We start from the raw sequence: 20,078 nt of genomic DNA on the forward strand, positions 1-20,078 counted from the left end.
GCCGCACACTTTTTTAAACTATATTTTTATAAATAAAGCGGAGTATGAACAAGATAAAATTAATGAAGAGTTGCTATTACACGAATACGAGCATGTGAAGCAAAAACACTCCTATGACATTCTATTCGTCGAGTTTTTACAGCTGTTCTTTTGGTTTAATCCTTTCCTATATCTCATCAAAAAATCGATTAAGTTAAATCATGAATTTTTAGCCGATAATGCCGTATTAAAAACAGATATCGAAATTCACAAATACCAAGAATTATTGTTGAAAACGGTCGGCTTAGCACATCCTACTTTTTTAAGTAGTTCCATCAATTATTCCATCACCAAAAAACGATTAAAAATGATGACAAAATCAAATCACAAAGTAAAACGTTGGGGGTTTACCTTTTTATTGCTTCCTCTGTTTGCAGTACTACTGTATTCCTTTAGTTCGCATGAAGAGGTTATTCAAGAAAGAACGACTACCGAAGAGATTCAAAATGAACTAAAACAGGCTAGTTCTCTGAAAATTAATTACGTGCATGATGATATTAATATTCTAATAAACGAGAACTATGATCTTTTAGTAAATGATCTTCATGTCACCAAGCTGGACAGTTTTGAAAGTATTTTAAACAAATACAACGAACAATTAAGTTTTAAAGAACGTAAAGAAAAAGTCATCGCAAATATAGTTGTTGACGATAACGTAAAAATGGGCTTGATTACAGACGTAAAAGAAATACTTAGACAATATGGCGTCAATACAATTGAAGTAAAACTATATGATTCATATCGCGCTATAAAACCAATGGCTGCAAAATGGCTTCGCATTCGTATTAATGGTAAAAAGATTGTCATTAATGGTAAAGCTACGACACTTGAAAAATTTGCTGCGTCTCTTGACAAGCTAACCAAAAATTGGACAGCTGCTGAGATGACAAACTACAAGTCAGATGTACAATTACAAAATGTACCTGATGATTTCTTGATAAAACTAAATACCGAATACAAAAAGACTCAGCTATATAAGGCTAATCCCGTAAAACATGGTCTCATTCCTGATCCGCCACCACCGCCATCAAGAGTTGGAGAAGTCATTGAAGTTCCAATGCCATCTTCTGACAAAGAGGTCATTTATATACAAGAAGATTCAAAAGCAACACAATCTGAAATTGAGGAATACAACAGCATTGTAAAAAAACTGAATGCTGTTTCTGAAAGTGAGCGGATCATTAAGTTGAGGGACCTAAATAGAATCCAAAAGATTCGCAATAAAATGTCGTCTTCGCAACGTGACAAAGCCTTACCATTTCCCAATATTCCACCACCGCCTCCGCCGAAGATGGATACGATCTATACCTATCAGCGATTGGCAAAACGTATTCAAACCGTTCCAAAAAACAGAAAAGCTAATATCATTTACCTCAAAAAGCTATACGGGGACATGAATGCTTCTCAGAAAAAATCCGTTAGAAGTCCTCAAGAGGTGTTTACAAATATTCCAGATGTCGAAGTGGTAGAGATTGTCGAGGAACCAGAAGCCCCTTTAAAAGTACCAGATGTTGTTACAAAGTATAATTTTTTAGCTGATCGTCTCCGGCAATCAAAAGTTAAAAAAGAAAAAGAAGTGATGTATTTAAAAGCTCTGTATAAACAAATGGATCCGGATCAAAAGGCATCTGTTGACACACCTGGAGAAATTTTAAAGGGCGTTCCTCATTACCCAAAAATGATTTCGCCTCCACCGCCTCCACCACCAAAAAGTCCGTTAGACCACATTATTGACATGGCTAAAAAAGGAGCCGTATTTTATCTAGAAGGAAAGAAAATATCATCGGACCAGGCAATTAAGTATGCCAAAGAGAATAAGAGTTTTCACCTTGAAACTAAAAGTATAAGCTCCCAGAAACCTTCGGTGCATATTTCAAAATCAAACAGGAAAAAAGAGGTTATTGAGATTATTGAAGAATCTGGAAATCGCGGGCCTTCTGTTGGAGGCATCACCCAAACAATCGGCGAAAAAGTAAAAGGGAGGTCCAAAATTGATTTTGAAAAATCGGCTCAGGAAGAAAATAAAATAGAAGCATACTTTAAAAATGCCACCTTCAAAATTGAAACTAAGGCCGGAGCGTATGTCACGAAAACATATTATGAGCTAACGGCAAAAGAAAAAGCACGACTCATCCCGCCACCTCCACCACCGAAACAGCGTATACCTTCAACCTTACAACTGAGCAATTGGAGCTCGAATACTAAATACGGTGTTTGGATTGATGACGAGCGGGTTGCAAATTCCAAAATATCTGATTACGGAGCCCGATATTTTGTGCATTTTAATGAGAGCAAGTTGATGAAAAACGCCAAAAACTACGGAAAGTATTATTACCAAGTAAATCTTTATTCTAAACCAAAATGGAAATCTCATGTTGGAAATGGAAAGATTAAAGTACTGTCATCATCTGCAGTAGTAGAGATTAAATTGGGTAATAAAATCATGATCAAAGGAACTTGAGAAGCAAGAAAGTCAAAAAGACCTTAAAGGTTTACTTGTGCATTTTCCTAACTTAAAGCTTCGTTAATGTATGTAACAAATTCATCAAAAGTGCGTTTCATATAGTATCACTCAATCAAAAACTAATCCCTATGAAGCGTTTTTTCTGGATGTGCTCTGGTGCCGATCAAGATGTACTCGAGCAATGTTCAAAATCTGAACAAATAAAACAAGCTGGTATTGGCGGTACCGTTTTCTTTACAGCTATCATGGCAACTATAGCCGCTAGTTACGCTTTATACACTGTTTTCGATAATATTTTTGCTGCCATTTTCTTCGGATTAATATGGGGGCTACTCATATTTAATCTCGATCGATTTATTGTCTCCACCATTAAAAAAAGGGATAATGTTTGGAAAGAATTAGCACAGGCCACTCCGCGTATTGCACTGGCAGTTATCATCGCGATTGTTATTGCAAAACCGTTAGAATTAAAGATATTCGAAAAGGAAATTGACCAGGTGCTATTAGAAGAAAAAAATCAGCTGACGCTTGACAATCAATCACAAATTGCCTTACAGTATAATCCGACTATTGAGGCTTTAAAAGCAGATAATGATCAGCTTAAAAAAGAAATTGTCGATAAAGAAACAGAAGTAAATGATCTTTACAACACATATATTACAGAGGCCGAAGGCACTGCTGGCACCATGAAACTTGGTAAGGGCCCTGTGTACAAAGAAAAACGAGAAAAGCATGATGCTGAACTACAATCACTTCAAAATTTAAAGGATAATAATAACCAAAAAATCGCAGCTAACGATGCCGCAATAGCCGCCGTTACTAACGATTATGCTAGCAAGGTAAAAACTACGCAACCTATTATTGATGGTTTTGATGGGCTCATGGCTAGAATTGGTGCTTTAGATAAGCTGCCATGGCTGCCTTCATTCTTTATTTTTCTCTTGTTTTTAGCCATAGAAACTTCACCAATCATAGCAAAATTATTAGCTCCAAAAGGCGAATATGATTTGCGATTAGAGGATCATGAAAATTCAATTAAAACTTGGGTGGCTCAAAAGATTGATCAGCGTGCCCAAATATTAGGCACAGACACCGGATTGAACAATAAGGTGTATGAAGACATTGCCGAAGAAGATGAATTGTACGACTACAAAAAGAAGAAAGCTCGAGAGTTAATGCAATTGCAAGCTGATGCTTTCTACGAAAATCAGAAGCGAATATTATAAATCAGAATTTTCTATCTGGTGAGAATAAGTCTATAGGCATTGATAACTTCTGTTCATCGATGATCTCTTGAACTAATTTTCCGCTAGCTGGACCCAAGCTCCATCCCATCATGGCATGCCCTGTTGCCACTACTAAGTTGTTAAATTTTGAGCTGCGTCCGATAAAAGGAAGTCCGTCTGGAGAGCAAGGCCGCAATCCGCATTTCGCATTTTGTTTTTCTTGCTCATTAACTGCTAATCCTTTATAATACTGTGAAGCAGCATTTGCAATAGCAGCAACTCTAGTTTTGTTGATTTTATGATTTAGTCCTCCTATCTCCATAGTGCCAGCGAAACGCGTAAATCCATTCATTGGAGTCACTGCTACTTTCGATTCTACTAAAATTGCTGGCATTTTTATTTCTGTTTGCCTAGTTACATTCAGTGCATAACCTTTACCCGCCTGAATGGGAATTTTTAATCCTAATTTTTTAGCAAGCTCTGGACTCCATGACCCCGCCGCAAGAACCACTTCATCCGTCTCTAATTTTTGTTTTGTTGTGGTAACCTCATTAATTGTATTGCCATTAAACGAAATATCAATCACCTCCTCCTCTGAACACATTAAAACTCCATCATTTTTTAGAAAGCGCTTCATTTTGTCCATAAACTCAGTTGGAGTCATATGGGCATCGCTATCAAAATAAACAGCACCGACTATATCTAAATCAATTTCAGGTTCATATTGTTGAGCTTCCTCTTTATTTAATTTCTTAACATTCAATCCCTGAGAAATAGCTCTTTTCCCAACCTCCCATTCTTCTTCCAAGGCCTTTTCAGTTTTGCAAAGCATTAAAAGGCCTTTTCGTTCATAATGGAAATCAAAATCATTAGAAGCCTTGAGGTCTTCATACAAATCCCTACTCAATAAATTGATCTCCTTAATTGCAGGAATAGCCTTACTTACTTTAGCTTCTGATGCAGATTTCTTAAATGCCCAACCCCACTTAAGAAAGTCTATATCTAGTCTTGGTTTTACATAAAATGGACTCGACGCGTTGAACATCCATTTTAAGCCTTTGGTGATTATTCCTGGACTGGCTAAAGGAATTATATGACTAGGTGTAATATATCCGGCATTTATATAGGATGCGCCTTCACTCATATTCGACTTGTCGATTACTATTACTTGGTGTCCTTGCTTATGCAAATAGTATGCTGTGCATAGCCCTATGATTCCACCACCTATTACAACTACTTTTTTACTCATCTAAATAACTTGAAATCCGTGTGCGTAAGGGTCATCTTCGGTGTCAATTGTAATGGTATTATGACCATATATTTTTGCCCATCCTTTTACGGAAGGGATAATGGCTTTTTTTCCATCCAATTCAGTCTCCTCTTCTATGCAGCCTTCAAAAGTAGAACCAATAAAACTCTCGTGGATAAATGGCTCTCCCTTCCTAAGCTTACCCTTTGCATACAACTGTGCCATTCTAGCAGAAGTGCCTGTACCGCAGGGTGATCGATCGATGGCCTTATCTCCGTAAAAAACAGCATTTCTACCCGACGAACTATCATTTATGGGATTACCCGTCCATAACATATGGGTTACGTCCTTAATGGTGCTGTTTTCTGGATGAATAAACTTATTAGGATACTTTGCATTAATCCTTTTTCTTACTACCTGAGAATATTGAATAATCTTTGATGCGGTAAAATCATGTATCCCCGAAAAGTTCTTTTGAGGATCAATTATAGCGTAGTAATTACCCCCATAGGCAACATCAAAAACTAGTTCTCCTAGTTCAGGACATTCAATTGTTAAGTTTTCTGCAGCTAAATATGATTTTACATTTATAAGTTTGACCCAGTCGACTTTGTCATTTGTTTTTTGATATTCAATTTCTACAAGACCAGCTGGGGCTTCCATTCTAACTTTTCCTGGAATTTTAGGCTGTACTAAACCTTCTTCGATTGCAATGGTAATCGTTCCGATTGTACCATGTCCACACATGGGCAAGCAACCTGAGGTTTCTATAAAAAGAATGGCAAAATCATTGACGGGATTGTGCGGTGGGTACAAAACACTTCCACTCATCATATCGTGTCCGCGCGGCTCGAACATTAAGCCCTTGCGAATCCAGTCATACTCTTTTAAAAAGTGCTGTCTTTTTTCACTCATGCTAGACCCAATTAATTCAGGACCGCCTTCTTTTATAACCCGAACGGGATTACCACAGGTATGAGCATCAATACAAACAAATGTGCTTTTTGCCATTATTTATTAGCTTCAATATATGTGTTTACTCTTCGCTCTAAAATTGGTAAAGTGACTGTACCTTGTTCGAGAATTATTTCATGAAATTCTCGGATATCGAACTTCTCTTTCAATTCATTCTCTGATTTCAAACGAAGCTCTCTAATTTTTAATTCTCCTATTTTATATGATAATGCCTGACCGGGCCAAGAAATATATCGATCAGTCTCTGTATTTACCTCATGAATTGAAAGTGCTGTATTACTCGACATAAACTCCACTACCTGGTCACGTGTCCACCCTTTTGCATGAATACCAGTATCAACAACCAATCTACACGCACGCCACATCTCATAGGTAAGCTTACCGAAATTCTCATACGGAGTGGAATAAATACCAAATTCATTCGCTAGAAACTCCGTATACAATCCCCAACCTTCTCCATAAGCAGACAGGTATAGGTTACGTCGAAATTTAGGAATGCTATCTCCTAGCTCTGCATTAAGTGCTATTTGTAAATGATGTCCTGGCACCGCTTCATGAACAGTTAATGAAGGTAGTACATATAGTGGACGACTTGGTAAATTATAGGTGTTTACCCAATAGTACCCTGGACTTGTCCCTTTAATATCTGCTGGAATATAACGCCCGCCTGTATATTTTGGAGCAATAGCATCAGGAACAGCTGCTACACCATAAGGTTGTCGAGGTAGTGTTTTAAAGAATCGCGGTAATTGAGCATCGACGCGCTTAGAAATATCTCGAGCTTTCATCAATAGTTCATTGGGTGATTTTGCGTAAAATTGAGTATCTGTTCTTAAAAAAGAGAGAAACTCCTTAAAACTACCTTTAAATTCAACCCCTTTGATAATAGCTTCCATTTCGGCTCTTATCCTTGCCACTTCCTTTAAACCTAGCTCATGAATTTCGTCTGCAGTATAATTCAGCGTAGAATAATAATTAATTCTGTTTTGATAGTATTCTTTGCCTCTTGGGGTTTCTGAGACACCCAAAGTAGTTCTTGTATTCGGAAGATATTCCGCTTCAAAAAAAGCTTTTATCTTTTTAAATTGTGGAACTACATCTTCTGCTACTATTGCTTTTGCAGCTTCAATTATTGAATCTTGTTGCTCTTTTTCTATTGAGGTTGGTAAATTTTTAAACGGTGAATAGTAAAAACTATCTTCCGCTTCGTCAACAATATGGTCATCATATGATGACTCATAACCATTAAAAATTACTCTGGGTTGCGAAATTCCCTTCTCAAGACCTTCTCTTAAAAGAGCAATATGTTGATCGACATATTCAGGGATTGCCTTCAATTTATTTAAATAGTCCTTTGCCTCTTTCGGGTTTGTAATGTTACGAACCTCATAGGGTAAATTGTTATGAAATCCGGAATCTGAAAGTAATGGATTTAAATATTGTTCATATTCGACAAAATCAATTTTTTCTTGCAGCACAAACTTTAATAAACTAGCAGAGATCTGCTCGGTTTCTGTTAGCTCATTTTCTTGAATACAATCAAAACTAGATAGCTGCTGCTTTGCAAATTCAGCCTCAGCTGCATAAAACTCCTTTGTATACAACCCTAAAGGATATTCTGTTTCATCATAACCCTCATGATCTTCATAAGTTTTAATTAATTCAGTAAGCGTCTTCGAAGAATTCTCGCAATTACTTTCATCTTTTGATGAATCACAAGAAATTAAAAGCATCATTAAAAAACCTAAAGCAGCTATATGTCTTCTCATTATTATTCTTTTAATATTTCGGGTAGCAATTCTTTTGGAAAATCCTGATATGAAAATGGACGCGCCCATCTTTTTATGGCATCGGGACCAACTGCCGTAAAGCGACTATCAGTAGATGCAGGATAGGGTCCGCCATGTGTCATAGACTCGCAAACCTCAACTCCTGTAGGCACACCATTAAAAATTATTCTACCCACTCTATTTTGCAGCGTATTTACTAGAGCGCCAAGCCCGTCATAATCTTCTTTTTCAGCAATAATAGTACCTGTAAGCTGTCCATCTAGATTTGCAATAACTTCTAGAAGCTGGGCTTCATTATCGCATTGTACCACCATAGAAAATGGTCCAAAAACCTCAGTATGTAGCTTTGGGTTCTCTAAAAAGACAGCTCCATTTACCGTAACAATTTTAGAGGGGGCATAACTTTCTTCTAAAACCTGATCGTATTCTGCAATCACTTCAAGTCCGTTTTGAGAACTTACCATCGCTCCGTTTTTGATATAATTATGCTGTATGTTAGGATGTAACATACACTGTGCCTCATTCTCAATTGTTTTTTGGCCTAATTCTGTTATAAAATCAGATAAATGATCACTTTTTAGACCTAATAGTAAACCAGGATTGGTACAGAACTGACCAGCACCTAGTGTAATAGAACCAGCATAGGTTGTGGCAATTTCAGATCCTCTTTTAAGTAAAGCATTTTGGGTAATGATAACTGGATTTATACTTCCCATTTCTGCAAATACAGGAATAGGTTCTGGTCGCTTGGCAGCAAGATCATAAAGGGCTCGTCCTCCTTTTATACTTCCAGTAAAACCAACTCCTTTAATTTTTGGATGTTGAACCAGCTTTGTTCCAACTTCAATCCCTTTGCTATTTAAATTTGAAAACACCCCATTTGGCATTCCTGTTTTCTTAGCTGCTTTTACAATAGCAGATCCCACTAATTCACCAGTACCAGCATGCATAGGATGACTTTTTACAATAACCGGGCAACCGGATGCTAGTGCGCTGGCTGTATCCCCACCCGCAGTTGAGTAAGCAAGAGGAAAATTACTGGCCCCGAAAACCGCAATTGGTCCGATCGGGATTAGCATTTTTAGTAAATCTGGTTTTGGAGCGGGCGCCCTGTCCGGAATAGCTTCATCATGTTTTAGTTCTCTCCAATTATCTGTTTCTACAAGATTTGCGAACATACGTAATTGCCCCACAGTTCTTCCGCGTTCTCCCTGCGCGCGACCCTTTGGAAGTCCAGTTTCAGACATATAAGTATCAATTAGCGAGTCGCCCAAAGCCATTATCTCATCAGCTATAGCTTTCAGAAAAACAGCTCTTTCATTACCAGAAATTTTAGCATATTCTTTAAAAGCTTCCTGCGCTAAATTAGCAGCATCTTCAATTTCGCTATCAGATGCTTCAGTAAATAACGTGTTATTGTCGAGGTGTAATTTTGGATTAAAGGTCTTGAACGTTACTGTACCCTCAGCTTTCAGATCATTTCCTATGTAATTTTTTCCTGTAATCATGATTTTATGTTTTTTAGATGCAATTCTACATCTACAGGCTTATATATTTTTTTAGTTGAAGTCGGATATTTGTCAAGTAAGTTTTCTGGCCTAATTGGTCTTGGTGTAAAATTGCCTCCGCAATTAGGACATACACCCTTCAAAACATTTTGGGCACAATCTGAACAAAAAGTGCATTCAAAAGTGCAGATCATCGCTTCATCAGAATCAAAAGGAAGACTTTTATCGCAATGCTCACAACTAGGTCTAATTTCTAACATCCTATAAATTTAAGTAATCTGGAAGCGAAGGCCGTGTTTTCATGCCATTATCAATAACTTCAAGTACCCTTTTTCTTTCTTCGCCTTGTAGTGGTAAACGAGGGGCTCTCACATTTTCAGAACCAATTCCTGTTGCAACAGCGGCAAGTTTAATATTCTGAACCAATTTCGGGTGAATATCGAGCTCTAACAATGGCATAAACCAGCGATAAATTTCGATCGCTTCTTTAACCTTTCCTGCTTTTGCCAATCTGTAAATAGCAACTGTTTCTGCCGGAAAAGCGTCAACCAATCCTGCTACCCATCCATCTGCTCCCATTAACATACTTTCAAGAGCCAGAGTATCCACACCACATAGTATTTTTAATCGATCTCCAAAGCGGTTCCTAATCCTAGTTACGTTCGTGATATCCCTTGTACTTTCTTTCACTCCATTTATGTTGTCATGTACCAACATCTGTTCAAACATATCTAATGTTACTTCAATTTTGTAATCAACAGGGTTGTTATAAATCAATATGGGTAAGGAAGTACTTTTTGCAACCTCTTTAAAATAGCATATTGTTTCATGATCACCAGCATTATAGCGCATGGGTGGAAGCAACATAATTCCTTGAGCGCCCTCTTTTTCCGCATTTTGTGCAGCTAAAATCGCTCCTTTGGTTGTTTGCTCGGCAATATTCAAAATCACAGGTACTTGATCCTTAACAATGTCTAAGGTTGTATTAACTAGGGTGCTTTTCTCGGCGTCAGACAAGGTGCTAGCTTCGCCCAAAGTTCCTCCAAGAATAATACCATCAACCCCAGCTTTGAGTTGTGCTTCGATATTAACTTGAAACATCTCTAAATCGAGTTTATCTTCTGAAGTAAATTGTGTTGTTACTGCGGGCATTACCCCTTTCCATTCAAAGCTCATAGAATAATTATTTTATTCAAAATTAGTTGGAAATAGATTGTTATGATCTTTGATAATTACCCTTAACTGGTACTATATTATCCTATTTTGTATTAAAAATCTCTTTTCAAACTAATATTTACATAGTTTTGATCTATGAAAGTTTTTCCATTTAAGATACCCAAGCCCGAATATAAAGGCTTAATTTATCAAGAAGATCATGAATATCTGTTTTATGACAAACTACATCAACATGAGGAAATTCAGATAAGTTACATTGTAAATGGAGAGGGGAGTTTAGTCGTCGGAGACACTATAACGAGTTATAAAAAAGACGATGTTTTTGTTATTGGAAGTAATATCCCTCATGTTTTTAGAAGCGAACCAAAGACTGAAGAAAAGTCGAAAATGCTATCCTTATTTTTTACAAAAGATTCATTTGGTAAAGGCTTCTTTAAACTTGATGACTTTACCGAAATTGCTTCATTTTTTGAAAGAGCTACACATGGAATGAAATTCAGTCCAATTTCTTCAGAAATAAAAGACTACTTTCTCTTATTAAAGAAAGCATCTAAGCAACAGCGTTTTATACTGCTGTTACAAATCATTGATCAAATTACTAAAACTAAGAGCACCTCCATTGCATCATACATTAACCCTAAACGATATAGTGATAATGAAGGCCAACGCCTGCGTACGATTTTTGAATACACTATTAACAACTATCATACACCGATAACATTAGAAGCTATCTCGGAAGTAGCCAGCATGACCAAAAACGCCTTTTGTAGATATTTTAAAACACGCACAAACAAAACATACTTTCAATTTCTTAATGAAGTGAGAATTGAAAATGCCAGTAGATTGCTTTTAAATGATCAAAATATAAGTATCGTCGAAGTTGCTTATTTATCTGGCTTTAACAACTTATCAAATTTTAATAGAAAGTTCAAAACTATAAAAGGTGTAACACCATCAAGGCTCAGAAACTCTCATAAACCATAATTTGACAGCCAGTTAAGCTCTTTGGCAAATAACTACCGTATCTTCTTTAATACGATTGCTTTTTACAGTCCGCTCGAAATCAACATGGGTTAAGATACCAAACCAAGTTTTTCGATAGAAAATCCAACCATAGGGCTCGTTATTTCTATCAACAAAACTAATTTCGCCTTCAGGATGGCGGTCGTTATAATCGTTAATGAAGTAATAAAAAAGCTTTCCGAACTCCATAGATTCTGGAGCTTTTAATCTGAAATTGCTAAGCTCATTAGTACGTTTATCTTTACTAAACTGAAATGAAATAACTAGCGGATTCCGAAGTTCATTTTCCTTAGGATCTTTAATATTCTCCCCGATTGGATAAAACCACTTTTTATACACCGCCACAGGAACGGCAATGGCGTATTCGTATAATTTGACAATAAAAAATGGGATTATAAATGCAATTCCGGCAGACAGGAACATGTATTTAAACTCTGGCTTATACAGCTCTACCACCAGCATAAATGCAATTAAAGCTATGCAAGTAATTACAATTGTATATAAAAGCTCCAGCCAAAAATTGGTTATTTTTTCTTGTAAATCAGGGAAAATTCTTCGCATTGCATAGACATGCAAAAAACCAAGTCCAAATAAAATTACCTGAAAGCCAATAAAACTATTTAACGGAATATTATCGAGAACTTTTTTATTACTCAACAGCGCAACACAAGCAAACAGCACTGCGGTTACTATAAGATAGATGAAAAACCTACCCTTATTTTTCATAAACAATTTACGAAGTCCACCTACAAGCCCCATGATCAATCCGCTAAGTGCGAATACAATCACTCCTAATTTTAGGGGTCCAGCTCCGATAAGAAAGAGTAAAGCTAGCTTCATATAGTTGTTGTTATTCCCATAACTGGTTGTTCATCTAAATTCAAGGCAAATGTATTTTTGTCCTTAGCAGCAATAATTTCTACTTGAGTATCGTACTCGATAGGCACAAAATAGTCGCAAAAGATACTAATAAATTTTCTTGCAACCCCACCTTCAACATAGTTTGAAAGCTCTTTATTGTTTACTGGCCCAACGATAATTTTAATCTTGGGATACAACACTTGAGTTTCATTTAAAGCCAGTACAAAATCAACTCCCAATTGACTATTATCGGCTACTGGTTTAATATGTTCTTCAATTGTTTCAAACGACTTAATCATCTGAACTTTATAACCGAGGGCATGTTGCAAACAACGAGCGGTTAGACTAATATTGCCTGCAATCTTGTACGCCTGCGGTAATAAACTAAGTAGTTTTATGGTGTACTTTTTTGGAAGCTTTCCACGTATTTTCCAAAAATCAACTAAGAAATCGTTTTTGAGCTTGCTAAATTGTTCATTTAACTCACGCTCATTTTGTTCGATTTTTAAACGTTGGGTAAAAAACTCATTTTCTAAGGGCTCAAATAAACTTCGAGCTTCGCGTTCTTGTTTTTTTTGTTTTTGCCTTAAGGCTTTATAAGTAACATTACTTTTAATACTTATTGGGTCATGAAAAATACCTTCAGGAAGATTGTCGTATAATCCGTTTCTAGCAAGATCAAAATTTAAAACCCTCTGCGAATCTTTATTTTCTATCAGCCTTAAATTCATTACATCGCGACGGTGTGAACGCGAGAACGTACTTTGATTGCGGATGTTTACATTAGAAAGCTCAATGTCAGAGTTCTCCATGAGCTCTGCCAACAGCACTTCGGCCTTCAAATTGTTAAAAACAACTTTAAGCGAATCGTAGATATGTTGCAGGTCTTTCTCTTTCACTTTATTATTATTGAAGGCTTTTAATTGCCTTTGCAATGCCAGGTTTTCTTCCGGCAGCAACAAATAGTTTTTGCCAGTGCTTACTTTTAAAATTACTGATTTGCACACCATTTTTTCCGTCGCTACCTCTTTTCGCTGTGGAGTGTACAAAACGATTGTTCCCAAGGTAGATACCTACATGGGTTATTGTGGTAAATTCCGACCCTTCTAAATTAAAAAATAAAAGGTCGCCAATTCTCAAATGTTCTTGCCCGATAAATAAATTAGTATCTGGAGCTTTGTATTGTTTGCTCGCCGTGCGCTCAATTAATTTATTGAAAACGTCATGATACAAATATTGAGTAAAGTACGAACAGTCTATACCAGCTTTATTTTCTCCCCCTAGTCTGTACGGAGCATCAATCCAATCGTCGATAAATTCATATAAGGCAACAGGTTTTACCCGTTTAGGTTCTAGACCCATCGATTTAGCATACTTTTTTTGAATAGGTAAAATGGGTTCCTTTTTAATAACCTTTACAGTATCCTGTTTCGGTTTTACGGGAAGGTTTGAGGTTTCCTCAGCTGGAAACATGTTTCGGTTACCACAGCCGAAAGAAAATCCTACTAGCAAAATTAGCAGTACTAACTTAGTGTTCATCTTCATAAAATTTGGAGCTCAAATATAAAACTTCATTGCAAACGAAGCGTTAAGATAAGATATGTTGATGAAAAGCATCGATAAAAGCACTGGTAAGCATTCTATATTCACATTTTTACTTAGATTGGTGAATAAATCTTGCTAAATTGCGTTAACCTAAAGTCTAACGAGACTTACATATGGCATCAAATTACTATCAAATTCCCCTTAAAGCTGGAAAAATAATACGAAATAAAGAACTTGACAAAGTAGGAATCAAGCAATCGGTTGTATCATTTATTCATCTTATCACTACCTCTTATTTTGGAGAATGCCATTTTGATGAATCATTTGGATGCTCTATTTGGAATGTCGATTTCGATAACCTAACTAGCACCAACAAATTGCGCAATATTATTTCTGAGTCTTTGGTTGAAAGTATTTCGAGTAAGGAAACCAGATTGAAACGTGTAAAAGTTGATGTGGTAATCGAACAGGAAGAATTTAAAAATACCAGTAACTTAAATCGCATTAGAAAGCGTGTTGATATTAAGGTAAATGGTTTGATTAGTCAAACCAGCGAACCTTTTTCATGCTTAGAGCGATTTTATATCGCACCTCTATCTTTTTAATTGAAAGTAAACAATGAATACGGAGTCAAAACTTCAAATTAAGAATAGAATGATTAAAAAGGCGGCCTCGTTATGGGGAGTTGCGCCTAATGAGATTGAAAGTTCTTTCGACCCTATCGTATCGTTGTTAATTAGTGCATGTGCATCAGAAATTGAAAAGCTTTCTACTGAATTTCAAAACTCGCAGTCTCGAGTAACCGAACAGCTTATTCAACTAATGACACCGGAAATGGTTTACGGTGCCAAACCTGCTCACGGCATTATATATGTTGAACCCATTGAAGCAAAAACAACAATAACATCTGAACACTTACTGTTTTACAAAAAACGTGTAAAAACTGCCAACGCTGGGCAAGATGTAAAAAATGTCTATTTCTCGGCATTACAATCCAGTGTTTTGGTCGATGCGTGCATTAAAGCAGTTGTTTGTAAAGATCAGTTGTTTGAATATGAAGGAAAACGAAAAACGGTTTCTAATTTAAAGATGACCACTGGGCTAGACCTTCCACCATCAACATTGTATTTAGGAATTAAACCAGGACATAAAAAAATTGACCTGACTGATGTTTCCCTTTATTTTGAATTGATGGATATGAAAGGACGCGAGCTTTTTTATCATCACTTAAAAAATGCTGATTTCTTTTTTGAAGGAAAACCAATAACTACCAATCCTGGATTACAACGTATTACGAGACAAAATGAGTTTACATTACGTTCAGTAGTTGCTGCAGGACAAAATAAGAGCCAATATATTGAAGAGCAGGTTCGATCGTTTTACAATCCGAATTTTGTAACTATTACTTCCAAGGCCATCCTAAACGGTGATCCCGAATTGCCTAAGGAATTTGAAAAGCTAGTCGATTTAAAAGAACATGATCAGCTAGAACAACTGCATTGGATAAAGGTTGTTTTTCCTAGAGTGATTGACGACACTATTTTAAAAGAGGTTTTTTGTTCCCTGAATGCGGTTCCCGCATTAAATAGGAGGTGGCAAAGTATGACCTATCAGTTAAAGGATTACGTCAATATTATACCAATTAACACACAAGAATTATTTCTTGATATTAAAAGTATTAGCAATACCGCTGGTAAGAATTATTCTCTTAAACAGAATGAATTATCACAAGATGATCGAGGTACATTTACCATACGGCGGGATAATGTGGGCAAGCTAGATTCTCGGAAGGCAAAAGAATATCTGTTACATTTATTAGATCTTCTTAAAGATGAAAGTGCATCATTCTCGGTATTTAACAATGACTTTTTGCAAGCAACTATAAAAGAGTTAAACCAGAATATTGCATTACTAGAAACCAAGATAGCCGATATTGGTTATGGCAATTACGAAACCAGCTATGTATCGATAATTCCGCACCGAAAAAAAGACACCTTGTTAGTGGAATACTGGGTGACCGATGGTGAAGATGGAAACCAAATAAAACAAGGAAATACGCTAAACGTATATCAAGGAAGCGATCTTAAACAACGTGGTAATATGTTTTTAACCACTACGCTACAGGGTAAGAATAACTTGAATATGGACGAGCGCTTAAATGCGTATCGTCGAGCACTTTTATCTAGAAATCGCATCGTTACCAAAGAAGATATTAAGGCATTATGCTATGAAATTTGTGCAACAAGAGTCCAGAATGTTACGGTAACCAAAGGTTTCAAAACAGCAATACATGATCAAAAAGGACTTGTACCCTCTATTGATATTCAATTAGAACCCAACAATAAAACTAGGACAACTGAACCAGAATGGGATGCGATAAAGAGTAATATTTTAACTATCTTAGAGCAGCAATCGTTAAATGTTTTTCCTTATCGTATATCAATAATAAGCGCAAAATGAAGTTGAATTATTAAAGTAATAACATGAAGCAGACTAACTTTCACATTGACAAAAGCGTATTACTATTTTTCTTGATGGTAATCTTGATATCAGGATCGGTTTTCGGATACCGGTTTTATAATTACACTCCTTGTGGTGTAGTAGATTTCGATACTTTGGAACAGGAATATCGTGTAGGTGAAATTATTCGGTTTAAAGATAAAAGCACTCAAGTAAGTAACCGTGAATGGAATTTTGGTGACAATTCTGAAAGAGACGCTAGGGTCGCTCCATTTCATACATATAAAAAACCAGGAAAGTATCAGATTTCGTTAAAGGTGAACAATCGCTGTATTAAAACGAAAACCATCGTTGTAAAAGAAAAACGGTTTATTCTAGATTCTACAAAGCTTGCGAATTTCACAATTCCTCGTTCTATTCGCGTAGGTGAATTATTAACTACGAGAGAGTTCACTAAAGACGGACAAAGCTGGGAATGGCGTTTTGGCGAGACCGCCGAAATTAACTCTACATTAAAGCAACCTACCTATATCTATCAATCTCCGGGATTAAAAACGATTACGCTAATCGTAAATGGCGACACAAGATATGCTACTTCTAAACGCATTAATGTTTTAGAAAAAATTGATGATACACCTGCACCACCAAGAAGAAGAGAAAGACAACGAACAACATTAAGTGAAGCCCCTACGATAGATGCTACACCAATTGTTGGTGTTGACATTATTCCAGAAGAACCTGAAGAAGAGGAAGAAGAAACACCGCCACCTTTTAGAGCGCCGGACATTGGAACGGGTGGTCTCGAAGCACTATTTCAAAGTATTGGTTTAAAAACAGGTACCGTGAGTGACTTTAGTCGCTATACGTGCGACAACAAGAACATTCCATTATCGGTAAGTGGAAATTCTATGACTTTGGATGAGTTTTGTAAGTACCTTGAGAAAAAAGGAAAGAAACGTATCATAAAAGTAAAACGAATAAATCGCGCTGAGAATAATTGTATCACAAGCATGATTTTAACCTCTAAGAAAAAATCAATATTCTAACCGCTATGAATCCAGAAAAACAACCCCATTACCAGGTAAACTGGATTGATGGAATGAAAATAAACAAGCAGCATTTTATCGAATCTGAAAATGCTGCCGTTCGTAACAGTCAATTGGCTGCTGCTGCCCAAATAAATTCGTACAACTACGGTCTCCTGCCGAATATAGGAGCTACCAATGCATTAGAATTAGATGTCAACTTAGACGGACAGAATACTGTTGTTGTACAGCTAAAACATTGCAAGGCAATTACAAAAGCAGGTTATAATGTTCATATTACACCTGACATAGCCGAAGCTTTAGTAAAAAGTGGGAATAGTATTGATACATCACTTTCGACAAAAGATAGTGATGGATCTTATTATGTTGTTTTAAGTGTAAATCCTTTTGAACGTATTCCTCTTGGTGAAGCCAACCCAGATGAAGAACCTGTTCGTCATCCTTTTGTAATACCGCAATATCAGATGCATATTGTGGATGAAAATGATGCCAATACCGACGAATTTGGCGCATATCATATTTCTCTAGGTAAGATTGATGTTATTGATGGTAAGGCTTCGGTAAATGAAGACTATATTCCGCCTTGCACCTGTATAGAAAGTCACGAGGACTTAAAATATATCTTTTCTGAAATCCACACATTCTTTAATGTATTGGAAAATTATAATATGAACATCATTCAGAAAATATATCAGAAAAAACAAACAAATGATATGGCCCGAATGGTGATGACCATTTCGCAAGCTGTAGTTCAATATTTAGGTGGCATGCTCCCAGATTATCGTTTGACAGCCAGCGGCCAGTCACCTATCCATATGATTAGTAAGATCATGTCGCTGTCTAGAGTGATCAAAAATAATATAGATGTTTACGTAGGTACTGGGAAAGAAGAATTGCTGAATTATTTATCAGATTGGTGCGATCTAAACCAAGGTGCTTTTGAAAATGTATTGATAGAAATGATCGAGTTAAACTATCAGCATAACGACATTAATAAATCGTTACTTTATGTTTCTAATTTTACCAAACTTATGGCTTCATTATTCAAAAAATTGAATGAGCTAGATTATATTGGTAAAAAGTCAGATTCGAATATATTTGTAAAAGAAGAAGTAATAGCAAAACCCGAAGTAAAAAAGCGTCGCAGCTTTTTATTAGATTAATAGTCGTAAGCTTATGAAACCCCAAAACGCGAAGGAAAGGCGCAATAGTATTTGGAAATTTATCTTATTATTCACTGTAACAATTGGTCTTATTATTACGGCCATATTTTTTGATTTTAATCAAATCCCGCTGCTTGAAAATAAAGTTTGGCGCGAACGATCAGAGAAAATTGAAAAAGACATTGAGTTTCAAGAAACCTTTTATAAGGAAATGAAAGATATACGGGCGCATATTGACAGTCTCGATGTTGAAGGGCAAAATCTACAACTTATTAATGGTTTGCTTACTCAAAAACTAGTAAAACTTCAAACATCAATTCCTAAAGAAGACGAAACCTTTAGATACGATATGTATAAAGAAATTGTAGATGCTTTTGTAGATATACAGGAACTAAAAGGCGAACTTAATAAGTTAGACGACGTTGCAAGCAAGCTAAAACAATATGAAGAACAGAATAGAGAGCTTGCAAACGAACTAGAACGAGCAAATCGGTATCTAGATGCTTATAGAAATAATTAGCCACAGCTGTTTACAACAGTCTTTTTTAGCCAAATCTTTAAACACTCATTTTCAAAAAGTTAGACAAAATCACACTAGCTGTTCAGGTTAACAAATAGTTTTTGTTTCGCTGAAAACCAATGAATTAAAAAATTATTTACTAACTTCGTCGAATATTTTTCCCACCAACAATCCAAATGTTTCGTATTTTTAAAATAACTTAACATAACTGGGTATTTTTCACAACAAAGTAACTTATTGTATGAGCGCAAACCCCTTACGGCGTATGCTTATGCTGTTATTTATTATAAGTGTTAGTGCAATTAATGCACAAACTTATAAAATAGGAGCATCGATTAACGGAGGTATCACTGATGACGGATTCGGAGGACTGATAACATTTGATTATAAAATTGACTGGTTCAACTATGCTCAGGCTGCCTTGCAGGTATACCAATCGACTAAAACTGCATCAACTGGCGATGAAATTGAAATCAATATGTCGGCGGTTAACTTAGGTGTTTTTGTCGACCTCATAGGAAATAACAACCGAAAAATTGCGGTTTATCTAGGAGGTGGTGTCGTCGGAGGAATCGAGCAATTAAATAATGGAGAAGAACAATTACCCAGCGGAGCTTTTCTTAAGTCAGCAAAAAATTTTATTTATGGAGGTTTCGTCGGTGCAGATTTAGACATTTTTATAATACCAACTATAACGATTAACGTAAAAGCAAATCAATACTATCACATAAATAGTGAATTAGGGAATTTTAATCCCTATGCCGGTGTTGGAATAAAACTCATTTTACTATAGGAAGAAAATTACATTGAATGAAGACCCTCTTACAAAACAAACTAACTCGCTTTGTCTTTTTGTTATTGGCTATTGCCTGTACCAAGGAAGTGACTGATGATCTGCTCATCACTTTCAAGGTCACCGCTCCGACAGAGACACTGAATTGTTTTGTGAACATCGCGCGCCCTTTTGATGTCACTATTCGTGGGGTGAATGCCAATACTGCTGGGAATTATCAGTTTAAATATGCCATTGAAT

The 20,078-nt window shown here is 36.3% G+C and carries 19 protein-coding genes; 10 read left to right on the plus strand and 9 right to left on the minus strand.

Features of this window, described 5'->3' with window-relative positions; genetic code table 11:
- A partial coding sequence (locus tag GWK10_RS18105) for a M56 family metallopeptidase (protein WP_317164707.1) occupies nucleotides 1-2,500 on the plus strand: 2,500 nt, incomplete at its 5' end.
- A gap of 131 nt (nucleotides 2,501-2,631) precedes the next feature.
- Entirely contained in the window at nucleotides 2,632-3,729 is a 1,098-nt protein-coding gene (locus GWK10_RS18110) for a DUF4407 domain-containing protein (RefSeq protein ID WP_164033821.1), read from the plus strand.
- Nucleotide 3,730: 1 nt separating this feature from the next.
- Here the strand turns inward: GWK10_RS18110 and GWK10_RS18115 are convergent, their stop codons facing one another.
- The 6 genes from GWK10_RS18115 to GWK10_RS18140 are packed head-to-tail and all read right to left on the minus strand — an operon-like array spanning nucleotide 3,731 to nucleotide 10,427.
- Nucleotides 3,731-4,978 carry an NAD(P)/FAD-dependent oxidoreductase gene (locus GWK10_RS18115; RefSeq protein ID WP_164033822.1) on the minus strand — a complete coding sequence of 416 codons (1,248 nt, stop codon included), beginning with the start codon at nucleotides 4,976-4,978 and terminating at the stop codon, nucleotides 3,731-3,733.
- Nucleotides 4,979-5,989 (minus strand): 4-hydroxyproline epimerase, encoded by a 1,011-nt coding sequence (locus tag GWK10_RS18120; protein ID WP_164033823.1) that lies wholly within the window; start codon nucleotides 5,987-5,989, stop codon nucleotides 4,979-4,981.
- Complete coding sequence (locus tag GWK10_RS18125) at nucleotides 5,989-7,722, minus strand: DUF885 domain-containing protein (RefSeq protein WP_394351683.1); 1,734 nt, start codon at nucleotides 7,720-7,722, stop codon at nucleotides 5,989-5,991. Before GWK10_RS18125 ends, GWK10_RS18120 begins: the two co-directional genes overlap by 1 nt.
- A gap of 2 nt (nucleotides 7,723-7,724) precedes the next feature.
- Nucleotides 7,725-9,251 carry an aldehyde dehydrogenase (NADP(+)) gene (locus GWK10_RS18130; RefSeq protein WP_164033824.1) on the minus strand — a complete coding sequence of 509 codons (1,527 nt, stop codon included), beginning with the start codon at nucleotides 9,249-9,251 and terminating at the stop codon, nucleotides 7,725-7,727.
- Nucleotides 9,248-9,511, minus strand: a complete 264-nt coding sequence (locus GWK10_RS18135) for a DUF1272 domain-containing protein (protein WP_164033825.1) — start codon at nucleotides 9,509-9,511, stop codon at nucleotides 9,248-9,250. Before GWK10_RS18135 ends, GWK10_RS18130 begins: the two co-directional genes overlap by 4 nt.
- Before the next feature lies 1 nt (nucleotide 9,512).
- Complete coding sequence (locus GWK10_RS18140; protein ID WP_164033826.1) at nucleotides 9,513-10,427, minus strand: dihydrodipicolinate synthase family protein; 915 nt, start codon at nucleotides 10,425-10,427, stop codon at nucleotides 9,513-9,515.
- Between the two features lie 135 nt (nucleotides 10,428-10,562).
- Between GWK10_RS18140 and GWK10_RS18145 the strand changes: the two genes are divergently transcribed.
- Nucleotides 10,563-11,411 (plus strand): AraC family transcriptional regulator, encoded by an 849-nt coding sequence (locus GWK10_RS18145; RefSeq protein ID WP_164033827.1) that lies wholly within the window; start codon nucleotides 10,563-10,565, stop codon nucleotides 11,409-11,411.
- A 12-nt stretch (nucleotides 11,412-11,423) separates the two neighbouring features.
- On the opposite strand, the gene GWK10_RS18150 is transcribed toward GWK10_RS18145, so the two are convergent.
- Genes GWK10_RS18150 through GWK10_RS18160 form a run of 3 tightly spaced genes read right to left on the minus strand, consistent with a single transcriptional unit; the run spans nucleotide 11,424 to nucleotide 13,850 of the window.
- On the minus strand, nucleotides 11,424-12,290 hold the full coding sequence (locus tag GWK10_RS18150) for a TssN family type VI secretion system protein (RefSeq protein WP_164033828.1): 867 nt from the start codon (nucleotides 12,288-12,290) through the stop codon (nucleotides 11,424-11,426).
- Nucleotides 12,287-13,210: a hypothetical protein gene (locus tag GWK10_RS18155; RefSeq protein ID WP_164033829.1), complete on the minus strand. Its 924-nt coding sequence runs from the start codon at nucleotides 13,208-13,210 to the stop codon at nucleotides 12,287-12,289. Before GWK10_RS18155 ends, GWK10_RS18150 begins: the two co-directional genes overlap by 4 nt.
- Nucleotides 13,211-13,217: 7 nt before the next feature.
- Nucleotides 13,218-13,850: a C40 family peptidase gene (locus GWK10_RS18160; RefSeq protein WP_164033830.1), complete on the minus strand. Its 633-nt coding sequence runs from the start codon at nucleotides 13,848-13,850 to the stop codon at nucleotides 13,218-13,220.
- Between the two features lie 179 nt (nucleotides 13,851-14,029).
- Here GWK10_RS18160 and GWK10_RS18165 point away from each other — a divergent pair, with 179 nt between their 5' ends.
- The 7 genes from GWK10_RS18165 to GWK10_RS18195 all read left to right on the plus strand — a co-directional run.
- Entirely contained in the window at nucleotides 14,030-14,461 is a 432-nt protein-coding gene (locus GWK10_RS18165; RefSeq protein ID WP_164033831.1) for a GPW/gp25 family protein, read from the plus strand.
- A 13-nt stretch (nucleotides 14,462-14,474) separates the two neighbouring features.
- The gene (locus GWK10_RS18170) at nucleotides 14,475-16,316 is read left to right on the plus strand and encodes a type VI secretion system baseplate subunit TssF (protein ID WP_164033832.1); all 1,842 of its coding nucleotides are present in this window, start codon (nucleotides 14,475-14,477) and stop codon (nucleotides 16,314-16,316) included.
- A gap of 23 nt (nucleotides 16,317-16,339) precedes the next feature.
- On the plus strand, nucleotides 16,340-17,362 hold the full coding sequence (locus GWK10_RS18175) for a PKD domain-containing protein (RefSeq protein WP_164033833.1): 1,023 nt from the start codon (nucleotides 16,340-16,342) through the stop codon (nucleotides 17,360-17,362).
- A 5-nt stretch (nucleotides 17,363-17,367) separates the two neighbouring features.
- On the plus strand, nucleotides 17,368-18,525 hold the full coding sequence (locus GWK10_RS18180) for a hypothetical protein (protein WP_164033834.1): 1,158 nt from the start codon (nucleotides 17,368-17,370) through the stop codon (nucleotides 18,523-18,525).
- Nucleotides 18,526-18,538: 13 nt separating this feature from the next.
- Nucleotides 18,539-19,045: a type VI secretion system TssO gene (gene tssO, locus GWK10_RS18185; RefSeq protein ID WP_164033835.1), complete on the plus strand. Its 507-nt coding sequence runs from the start codon at nucleotides 18,539-18,541 to the stop codon at nucleotides 19,043-19,045.
- 241 nt (nucleotides 19,046-19,286) lie between these two features.
- A complete protein-coding gene (locus tag GWK10_RS18190; protein ID WP_164033836.1) occupies nucleotides 19,287-19,838 on the plus strand; it encodes a conjugal transfer protein TraO in 552 nt (183 codons plus the stop codon).
- A gap of 17 nt (nucleotides 19,839-19,855) precedes the next feature.
- The coding region (locus tag GWK10_RS18195; protein ID WP_164033837.1) for a hypothetical protein at nucleotides 19,856-20,078 on the plus strand (223 nt) is incomplete at its 3' end.

It is taken from the genome of Spongiivirga citrea, assembly GCF_010671565.1.
GTDB classification, from domain to species: domain Bacteria; phylum Bacteroidota; class Bacteroidia; order Flavobacteriales; family Flavobacteriaceae; genus Spongiivirga; species Spongiivirga citrea.